The organism is Piscinibacter sp. (assembly GCF_050175855.1).
GTDB lineage: Bacteria > Pseudomonadota > Gammaproteobacteria > Burkholderiales > Burkholderiaceae_C > Piscinibacter.
The window spans coordinates 1-9,590 of the sequence record NZ_JBFXIO010000188.1 but is presented as its reverse complement, the minus strand read 5'-3'; the positions used below and the strand labels follow the sequence as shown (position 1 = coordinate 9,590).

Below are 9,590 nucleotides of genomic sequence, written 5' to 3'. Positions count from 1 at the left end.
GCCAGCGCTGGCGCCTCGCCCGTCACTGCCGCGAAGGCCATCGGGATGCCGAAGCTGAAGGCCACGCCCAGCACCGCCTGCGGCATCGAGAAGAAGCGTTTGGTGAAGGGATAGAAGATCGTCACCGCCAGCGCCGCCACGCTCCACAGGATGGTGGCGAGGTTGGTGGTCAGCACCAGCAGGAAAGCCAGCAGCGCCAGCGCCGCGCCCAGCGCCAGCGCTTCCGAGGCCGGCAGCGCGCCGCTGGTGACGGGGCGCTGCGCGGTGCGCTTGACGTGGCGGTCGAAATCGCGGTCGGCCACGTCGTTGACCGCGCATCCGGCGCTGCGCATCAGGAAGGTACCGAGCACGAACACCGCCAGCAGGTGCCAGCCGGGAAAGCCGTTCGCGGCAATCCACAGCGCCGACAGCGTGGGCCACAGCAGCAGGTAGCTGCCCGCAGGGCGGTCCCAGCGGATCAGGTTCAGGTAGAGCGCCAGGCGCGACGGGGCGGCGAGCGTGTTCATGGGCGCGATTGTGCGTCCGCCCGCAACGGCGTCGGTGCGCCTGGCGAGCGCCTTGCGCATGAACGAAACGTCGTCTATTCTTTCACCTGCAATGAGCGCACTGACCCTCCCCGCCCGCCGCCAGCCCGCCCGCGATGCCGCAGCCAAGGCGGCCGTGCTGGCCACCGCCACGCAGCGTGCCGCCGCGCTGCTCGGCCTGAACGGCGCGGCGCTGGCGCGCATCCTCGGCGTGAGCGAGGCCACGGTGTCGCGCATCGGGCGAGGCGAGCGCGGCCTGCCGCCGGAGTCGAAGGAAGGCGAGCTGGCCCTGCTGCTGGTGCGCCTGTACCGTTCGCTCGACGCGCTGGTCGGCAACGACGAATCGCGGCGCCTGGCCTGGATGCGCAGCCCGAACGACGCGCTCGGCGGCGTGCCGGCCACGCTGATCCTCTCGGCGCAGGGCCTGGTCGCTGCGGTGGCCTACCTCGACGCGATGCGCGCGCCGGTCTGAGCGCGGCTGCGGTCCGCATGCAAGCCTGGCGCGACGATTGGTTCGCCACGCCGCTGCGCAGCGCCACCGCGCTGCTGTGGCGCGGAGTGGAGGCGCAGCATCGCGTGGCGACGATGCGCCTGGTCGACAGCCTGGACGACCAGGCCACGCTCGAGCGGCTGCTGGAGGCCAGCAAGCCGCCGCTGCCCGAGGCGGCGCAAGGCATGCATTACCTGCTGGCCACGCCCTTCCGCTACCGCTCGCCCTATGGCTCGCGCTTTCGCGCCGGCACCGACCCGGGCGTCTGGTACGGCGCGAAGGAGCGCGAGACCGCCTGCACGGAAGTCGGCTACTGGCGCTGGCGCTTCCTGATGGACAGTGAGGGGCTGCGCGGCGGCGAGCTGGTCACCGAGCACACCTTCTTCCAGGCACAGGCAAAGGGCATGGTGCTCGACCTGCGCCGCGAGCCCTGGTCGGCCGCGGAAGACGCCTGGACGCGCCGCGACGACTATGCACCCTGCCAGGCGCTGGCCCGCGCGGCGCGCGCGCACGGCAAGGCGCAGTGGATCCGCTACGCCTCGGTGCGCCGGCCGGGCGGCACCTGCGGTGCGGTGCTGGCGCCGCAGGCGCTGTCCCTGCCCGACACGCACCGCCTGCAGAGCTGGGTATGCAAGGTCACCGCGACACAGGCGCTGATGCTGCACGACGAGGATCGGCTGACGATCCCCATCGAAGCCTGAAACGAATCAGGCATCCATCTGCTTGTGGAACACCAGCCCCGCGTGCTCGCGCAGCGCGTGGAACTTGATCTTCGGCCAGTTCTCCTGCATCGCGCGCAGTTCGCCGGCGTATTCCAGCAGCACGCAGGGCGCGTCGACCGCGTCGTGGGCCACGCGGTGCGAGTTGCCGTCGATGAAGCGCTTGAGCTCGCGCTCGCCGCCGTCCGCCTCGTCGCAGGTGACCCAGCGCGCCACGTTGTAGCGTGCCGGCGTGATGCGCGCCTTGCAGCCGTACTCGTGCTCGAGGCGGTGTGCCACCACCTCGAACTGCAGCTGCCCGACCGCGCCGAGCAGCAGCATCGAACCGCCCACCGGGCGGAACACCTGGATCGCGCCCTCCTCGCCGAGCTGCGTCAGGCCGGCGCGCAGCTGCTTGGTCTTCAGCGGGTCGGCCACCTCGACGGTGCGGAACATCTCCGGCGCGAAGAACGGCAGCCCGGTGAACTGAAGCGGTTCGCCTTCGGTGAGCGTATCGCCGAGCTGCAGCACGCCGTGGTTGGGGATGCCGATGATGTCGCCGGCGAAGGCCTCGTCGAGCAGCTCGCGCTTCTGGCTCATGAAGGTGACGACGGTGTTCGGCCGCAGCGTCTTGCCCGAGCGCACCACCTTCAGGTTCATGCCGCGCTCGAATCGCCCCGAGGCCACGCGCACGAAGGCGATGCGGTCACGGTGCGCCGGGTCCATGTTGGCCTGGATCTTGAAGACCACACCGGTGAACTTGGTCTCGTCGGGCTGCACCTCGCGCTGGATGGCGTGGCGCGGGCCGGGTGACGGTGCGAGGTCGACCAGCGCGTCGAGCACCTCCTGCACGCCGAAGTTGTTGATCGCCGAGCCGAAGAACATCGGCGTCTGGTGGCCCTCGAGGAACTGCTCTTCGTCGAAGGCGGGCGCCGCCTCGCGCACCAGCTCGACCTCGTTGGCGGCCTGCTCGTAGGCGGCGCCGAAGCGCTCGGCCAGCGCCGGGTTGGCGATGCCGTCGACGATCTCGTCGCCGCCTTCCTTCACCCGGTCTTCGCCGGGCGAGAACACGCGCATCTGGTCCTTGCGCAGGTCGAGCACGCCGCCGAACACCTTGCCCATGCCCACCGGCCAGGTGAAGGGCACGACGGACATGCCGAGTTCGCGCTCGATCTCGTCCATCAGCGCCAGCGGCTCCTGCACCTCGCGGTCCATTTTGTTGACGAAGGTGAGGATGGGCGTGTTGCGCGCACGGCAGACCTGCAGCAGCCGCCGCGTCTGCGGCTCCACGCCGTTGGCCGCGTCGATCACCATCAGCGCGGCGTCCACCGCGGTCAGCACGCGGTAGGTGTCTTCGGAGAAATCCTGGTGGCCCGGCGTGTCCAGCAGATTGATGACGCAGTCGCGGTATTCCATCTGCATCACCGAACTGGCCACCGAGATGCCGCGCTGCTTCTCGATCTCCATCCAGTCGCTGGTGGCATGCCGCGAGGCCTTGCGCGCCTTCACCGAGCCGGCGATCTGGATCGCGCCGGAGAACAGCAGCAGCTTTTCCGTCAGCGTGGTCTTGCCGGCGTCGGGGTGCGAAATGATGGCGAAGGTGCGGCGGCGCCGGACCTGAGGGGTGAGATCGGACATGGGGCCGCGATTATCCCCGGCGCGTCGGCGGCCACCGCCCCGAGGGGGCGTGTTGTCACGGCGATGTCACGAACAGGCCCGACTCTTCCCGGTTTGTCCACCAGCCGCATCTCGCCATGACCCCATCTCCCCTGCGCCTGTTCGCCCTGCTCACGGTCGGCTGGAGCCTGCTCCAGGCTCCCCTGGTCCACGCCGCCGACGACGTGAGGATCACGCCGGTGTGGCGATACGCCCATGCCAGCCCGCAGAAGGCGGAGATCGTCGCCTACGACCGCCACACCGACACGCTCTGGGTGGCCGGCGTCGCGGGCGTGGAGGTGCTGCACCGCCGCAGCGGCTCGCAGGCCGCCTACATTCCGGTGGGGCACCTCGGCGCCGTCAACAGCGTGGCCCTCCACGGCGGGCTGGCGGCGCTGGCGATCGAGGACGGCCAGGACCGCACCCGCCCCGGCGTGGTCGTCTTCTTCGACACGCGCAGCCGGCAGCAGCTGGGTGTGCCGGTCCCGGTCGGCGCCCTGCCCGACATGCTGACCTTCACGCCCGACGGGCGCAGCGTGCTGGTGGCCAACGAGGGCACGCCCAACCCGCGGCCGACGCCGTCCGGGCTCGACCCGGCTGACCCGGCGGGCAGCGTCAGCATCGTCGACGTGCGTTCGCGCCGGGTGACCACGCTGCCGATCGATGCGTCCATCCCCGGATACGACAGCCTGCGCCTGTTTCCCGCGGCCGGCACGCTGCCGACCCAGCCGGCCAGCTACAGCCCGTACGGGCCCGAGCCGGAGTACATCGCCGTCGACCGGGAGGGCCGCTATGCCTACGTCGGCCTGCAGGAGGCCAACGGCGTCGCCGTGCTGGATCTCCGCCAGCGCCGCTTCGAGAAGATCTACGGCCTCGGACTGAAGGACTTCAGACTGCCCGGCAACGAGATCGACCCGAACGACCAGGACGGTCGCGTCGAGCTGCGCAGCGTGCCGGTCAAGGGCCTGTACCAGCCCGACAGCCTCGCCACGTACGAGCATCGCGGCAGAACCTACCTGGTGATGGCCAACGAGGGCGACGCGCGCGACAACGGCGACGAAGACAGCGAGGACGAGCGCCGCGGCAGCTCGGGCAATGCCTCGATCGAATACGTGCCCGATGGCAGCGAGCTCGGGCGCACGAATTTCTCGAACGTCGACTCCGCGCGAGGCGGCCCGCTGGTCAAGTTCGGCGGCCACTCGTTCTCGATCCGCGATGCCGATGGCCGCATCGTCTTCGACAGCGGCAGCCGGCTCGATGCCGAAGCCATCCGTCTGGGCATCTACGACGACGGCCGCAGCGACAACAAGGGTGTCGAGCCGGAGGGCCTGGCGCTGCTGAAGGTCAAGGGTCGAGTGCTGGCCTTCGTCGGCCTGGAGCGCACCCTGACCGCCGCCTTCGCCGTGTACGACATCACTGATCCGCATGACGTCGAATTCGTCGACATGATCGTCAGCCCGGGCGACGTGTCGCCCGAAGGGCTGGCCGCATTCAAGGCCGGCGGCCGGTACTTCCTGGCGGTGGCTCACGAAGTCAGCGACAGCACCACCTTGTTCGAGATCGCCGTGAAGCCGCGGCGCGGCCACGAGCGGAACGACGAAGCCGACGACGAGTGAGGCGCGCAGGCCTCGGCAACGGCGCGGCGATCAGGCGGCGCCAATGCGCCGCTTGATCAGCTCGGTGGCCAGCAGGTAGGCCAGCACCACGCCCGCCAGCGCGGCCAGCAGCGGCGCCGGCAGCGCCACGAAGCCGAACAGCGCGCGCACCGGAGGCACCAGCGGCAGCAGCAGCGCCGCGATGCCCACGCCCAGCGTGGTGATCCACAGCAGCCGGCTCGGCGCGCTGCGCCAGAACGCGCCGCGCGTGCGCAGCACCAGCACCACCGCCAGCTCGGTCAGCAGCGAGACGCTGAACCAGGCCGTCTGGAACGTGGCCTCGTCGGCGCGGAACCAGCGGTGCAGCAAGGCGAAGGTGAGCAGGTCGAACACCGTCGACACCAGCCCGAAGACGATCATGAACCGGCGCAGCTCGCCGACCTGCCAGCGCTGCGGCGCGGCCAGCCGCTCGGGGTCGACGCGGTCGGTGGAGATCGCGATCGAGGGCAGGTCCGACAGGAAGTTGTTGAGCAGGATCTGCTTGGCCGCCAGCGGCAGGAAGGGCAGGAACAGCGTGCCCAGCGCCATGCTGACCATGTTGCCGAAGTTGGCACTGGTGGTGATGCCGATGTACTTGAGCGTGTTGGCGAAGGTGCGCCGGCCGTCCTCGACCCCATGGCGCAGCACGTCGAGGTCGGGGCGCAGCAGCACGATGTCGGCGCTCTCGCGCGCCACGTCCACCGCCTGGTCGACCGAGATGCCGACGTCGGCGGCGTGCAGCGCCGGTGCGTCGTTGATGCCGTCGCCGAGGTAGCCCACCGCGTGGCCGGTGCGCTGCAGCGCGCGCACGATGCGCTCCTTCTGCTGCGGGTCGATCTCGGCGAAGACGTCGGTGCGGCGCGCGTGCTCCCACAGCGCCTCGTCGCGCATCGCGGCGAGCTGCTCGCCGGTCAGCAGCGTGTCGGTGGACAGGCCCAGCGCGCCGGCCACGTGCGCCGCCACGTGGCGGTTGTCGCCGGTGATCACCTTGACGCGGATGCCGAGCGCGGCCAGCTCGCGCAGCGTGTGCGCCGCGCCGGGCTTGACCGGGTCGAGGAAGAGCAGCAAGCCCTCGAAGCACATCGCCGTCTCGTCGGCCACGCCGTAGCGCGGCTGCGCCGGCACGCAGCGCGTGGCCAGGGCCAGCACGCGGAAGCCCTCCTCGCTGCGCGCGCGGAAGAAGTCGGCGAGTGCCCGGCGCGCGCCGTCGTCCAGCGGCTTCGGATCGGCGCCGTCACGCCACTGCGCACACGCGTCGAGCACGTTGTCGAACGCGCCCTTGGTGACGATGCGGTGCGTCGTTTCGTCCTCGGCCACCACGATGGTCAGCCGCCGGCGCTGGAAGTCGTAGGGGATCTCGTCGACCTTGTGCAGCCCCTCGACGCTCAGGCCCTGCGCCTGCCCGGCGGCCACGAGCGCGGCATCGAGCGCATTGGCGATGCCGGTCTCCAGCGCGGCGTTGGCATGGGCCCAGCGCAGCACTTCGCCCGAAGGCTGGCCGTCAGGGCCGAGGGCGCCGTGCAGTGCCATGTCGCCCACCGTGAGCGTGCCGGTCTTGTCGGTGCACAGGACATCGATGCTGCCGAGGTTCTCGATCGCCTCCAGCCGCCGCACCACCACACCGCGCTGCGCCATCGCATGGGCACCACGCGCCACCGTGACGCTGACGATGGCCGGCAGCAGCTCGGGCGAGAGGCCCACCGCCAATGCCACCGCGAACATCAGCGAGTCGACCATCGGCCGGCCCAGCCACTGGTTGACCAGCAGCACGAACAGCACCATCACGATCATCACGCGCAGCAGCAGCTCGCCGAAGCGGCGCACGCCGCGCGCGAAGTCGGTCTCGGGCTCGCGCTGCGCCAGTTGCGCGGCCACCGCGCCGAAGGCGGTGTCGGGCCCGGTGGCGGCCACCAGCACGGTGGCCGTGCCGCTGCGCACCGAGGAGCCGAGGAACACGCAGTTCTCGCGCCGCGCAATCGGCGCCTCGGCGGCGATCTGGCCGGGGCGCTTCTCCACCGGCATCGATTCGCCGGTCAACGCCGCCTCGGTGACGAGGAAGTCGCGCGCCTCGAGCACCAGCGCATCGGCCGGCACCAGGTGGCCGGCGGCGAGCTCCACGATGTCGCCCGGCACCAGCTGTGCAGTGGGCACGGTGCGCAGAGCACCGCCGCGCCGAACCTGGGCACGCAGCGCGAGGCGGCGGCGCAGCTTGGTGATCGCCGCCGACGCCCGCGCCTCCTGAGCGAAGCCGAGCAGCGCGCTGCCCACCACGATGGCCAGGATGATCGCGGCCTCGGTCCAATCGCGCAGAGCCAGCGAGACCGCTGCGCCGAACAGCAGGATCAGCACCAGCGGGCTGGCGAACTGGCGCAGCAGCAGGCGCGGCCAGCCGGGTGTGTCGTCGGCGCGCACGGTGTTGCGGCCGTGCTCGCGAAGCCGCCGCGCCGCTTCTCGCGGACTCAGCCCTTCGTGCGACGACTGCAGGGCGGCGAGCAGCTCGTCGGGCGTACGGCTCCACCAATGCGCGATCGGCGCGAGGCGCCGCGCGCCCCGCATCGGCGTCGGCTCAGGCCGTGGGCGCATCCACGAACGGCCGCACGCCCTGCAGCAGCCGCTCGACGTAGGTGTCCTTCTCGCCCACCGGCGCGGCGTAGTGCAGCGCCTGCGCGGCCGCATCGAAGCCGGCGCGCTTGGCCATCATCCAGGCGGCGAGGTACTGCGAGGCGAGGCAGCCGCCGGCGGTGGCGATCGGGCCACGCGCATGGAAGGGCGCATCCACCACGCGCACGCCGGCCGCGACGACCCAGGGCTTGGTGGTCAGGTCGGTACAGGCCGGCACGTCGGCGATCAGGCCCAGGCGTGCCATCAGCAGCACGCCCGAGCATTGCCCGCCGATCAGCTGGCGCACCGGGTCGAGCTGAAGCCGGTCGAGCAGCGCGCTGTTCTCGGCGATGGCGCGGGTATAGATGCCGCTGCCGAAGATCACCGCATCGGCCTCGTTGGCGAACTCCAGCGGCCGCTGCGCCTGCACCGTCACGCCGTTCATCGAGGTGACGTGCGAGGTCGGGCTGGCGATCTCCGCCTTCCACCCCTGCGCGCCGAGCCGGTTGAGCAGGCCCAGCGCGATGAAGGAGTCGAGCTCGTTGAAGCCGTCGAAGGTCAGGATCGCAATGCGCACGATGCTCGCCCGGCTCAGTCTTCGAGCAGCGAGCGCAGCATCCACGCCGTCTGCTCGTGCACGGTCAGGCGCTGGGTGAGCAGGTCGGCGGTCGGCTCGTCGCCGGCGGCGTCGGCCAGCGGGAAGATGCTGCGCGCGGTGCGCGCCACCGCCTCGTGGCCGTCGACGAGGATCTTCACCATCTCCATCGCCTTCGGCGGCTTGGCCGGCGCATCCTTGATCGAGGCCAGCGCGCCGAACTGCGCGTAGGAGCCCGGCGCCGGCGAGCCCAGCGAGCGGATGCGCTCGGCGATCGGGTCGACCGCGTTCCACAGCTCGGTGTACTGGGCCATGAACATCGCATGCAGCGTGTTGAACATCGGCCCGGTGACGTTCCAGTGGAAGTTGTGCGTCGTCAGGTACAGCGTGTAGGTGTCGGCCAGCAGGCGCGAGAGGCCGCCGGCGATGGCGGCGCGGTCCTTCTCGCTGATGCCGATGTTGATCGCCGGGCCCGACGCCTTGGCCGGTGCCTTGCTCTTCTTTGCCATGAGCGGATCTCCTTGTTCTCTGAAACGGATCGACCCCGCCACTGTATCGAAGCGGCGGGGCCGGGCCAATGACCGACGGCAACGCTCAGCCGAGGTCGAAGCGGTCGAGGTTCATCACCTTGGTCCACGCGGCGACGAAGTCCTGCACGAACTTCGCGTTCGCATCGCTGCTGCCGTACACCTCGGCGATGGCGCGCAGCTGCGAGTTCGAGCCGAACACCAGGTCGACGGTCGTGCCGGTCCACTTCGGCGCGCCGGTCCGGCGGTCACGCCCTTCCAGCACGCCGGCCACAGCGGTGTTCTGCCAGGCCGTGCCCATGTCGAGCAGGTTGACGAAGAAGTCGTTGGACAGCACGCCCGGGCGCGCCGTGAACACGCCGTGTGCGCTCCCGCCGGCGTTGGCGCCGAGCACGCGCAAGCCGCCGACCAGCACCGTCATCTCCGGCGCCGTCAGGGTGAGCAGCTGCGCCTTGTCGATCAGCAGGTCGGTGGCCACGCTCTCCAGGCCGGGCTGGGCGAAGTTGCGGAAGCCGTCGGCACGCGGCTCCAGCACGGCGAAGGAGTCCACGTCGGTCTGGTCCTGCGATGCATCGGTGCGGCCCGGCGCGAACGGCACCGTCACGCTCTGGCCCGCGGCTTGGGCGGCGGCTTCGATCGCCGCGCCTCCGGCCAGCACGATCAGGTCGGCCAGCGAGACCTTCCGGCCGCCCGGAGCCGAGGCGTTGAAGGCCTTCTGGATGCCTTCCAGTTTGGCCAGCACCTTGCCGAGCTCGGCCGGATCGATGGCCGCCCACTCCTTCTGCGGCGCGAGACGGATGCGCGCGCCGTTGGCGCCGCCGCGCTTGTCGCTGCCACGGAAGGTCGAGGCCGAGGCCCAGGCGGT

General features: G+C 70.9%; 9 protein-coding genes. 3 read left to right on the top strand and 6 right to left on the bottom strand.

Features of this window, described 5'->3' with window-relative positions:
- Window positions 1-506: UbiA family prenyltransferase (locus AB7U92_RS14875; RefSeq protein WP_428578266.1), on the bottom strand; the 506-nt coding region annotated here is incomplete at its 3' end.
- A gap of 91 nt (window positions 507-597) precedes the next feature.
- On the opposite strand from AB7U92_RS14875, the gene AB7U92_RS14870 reads away from it, so the two are divergent.
- Window positions 598-996, top strand: a complete 399-nt coding sequence (locus tag AB7U92_RS14870) for an antitoxin Xre/MbcA/ParS toxin-binding domain-containing protein (protein WP_428578263.1) — start codon at window positions 598-600, stop codon at window positions 994-996.
- 17 nt (window positions 997-1,013) lie between these two features.
- Entirely contained in the window at window positions 1,014-1,715 is a 702-nt protein-coding gene (locus tag AB7U92_RS14865) for an RES family NAD+ phosphorylase (RefSeq protein ID WP_428578260.1), read from the top strand.
- A 6-nt stretch (window positions 1,716-1,721) separates the two neighbouring features.
- Here AB7U92_RS14865 and AB7U92_RS14860 read toward each other — a convergent pair whose 3' ends face one another.
- Complete coding sequence (locus AB7U92_RS14860; RefSeq protein WP_428578257.1) at window positions 1,722-3,350, bottom strand: peptide chain release factor 3; 1,629 nt, start codon at window positions 3,348-3,350, stop codon at window positions 1,722-1,724.
- Window positions 3,351-3,466: 116 nt separating this feature from the next.
- Between AB7U92_RS14860 and AB7U92_RS14855 the strand changes: the two genes are divergently transcribed.
- The gene (locus tag AB7U92_RS14855; RefSeq protein WP_428578254.1) at window positions 3,467-4,984 is read left to right on the top strand and encodes a choice-of-anchor I family protein; all 1,518 of its coding nucleotides are present in this window, start codon (window positions 3,467-3,469) and stop codon (window positions 4,982-4,984) included.
- Between the two features lie 30 nt (window positions 4,985-5,014).
- On the opposite strand, the gene mgtA is transcribed toward AB7U92_RS14855, so the two are convergent.
- From mgtA to AB7U92_RS14835, 4 genes are all read right to left on the bottom strand, one after another.
- Complete coding sequence (gene mgtA / locus AB7U92_RS14850; protein WP_428578251.1) at window positions 5,015-7,558, bottom strand: magnesium-translocating P-type ATPase; 2,544 nt, start codon at window positions 7,556-7,558, stop codon at window positions 5,015-5,017.
- A 10-nt stretch (window positions 7,559-7,568) separates the two neighbouring features.
- Entirely contained in the window at window positions 7,569-8,180 is a 612-nt protein-coding gene (locus AB7U92_RS14845; RefSeq protein ID WP_428578269.1) for an AraC family transcriptional regulator, read from the bottom strand.
- A gap of 14 nt (window positions 8,181-8,194) precedes the next feature.
- Complete coding sequence (locus AB7U92_RS14840) at window positions 8,195-8,707, bottom strand: Dps family protein (protein WP_428578248.1); 513 nt, start codon at window positions 8,705-8,707, stop codon at window positions 8,195-8,197.
- Window positions 8,708-8,792: 85 nt separating this feature from the next.
- Window positions 8,793-9,590, bottom strand: a 798-nt coding sequence (locus tag AB7U92_RS14835) for a peroxidase family protein (RefSeq protein WP_428578245.1), incomplete at its 5' end; no start/stop codon positions are given.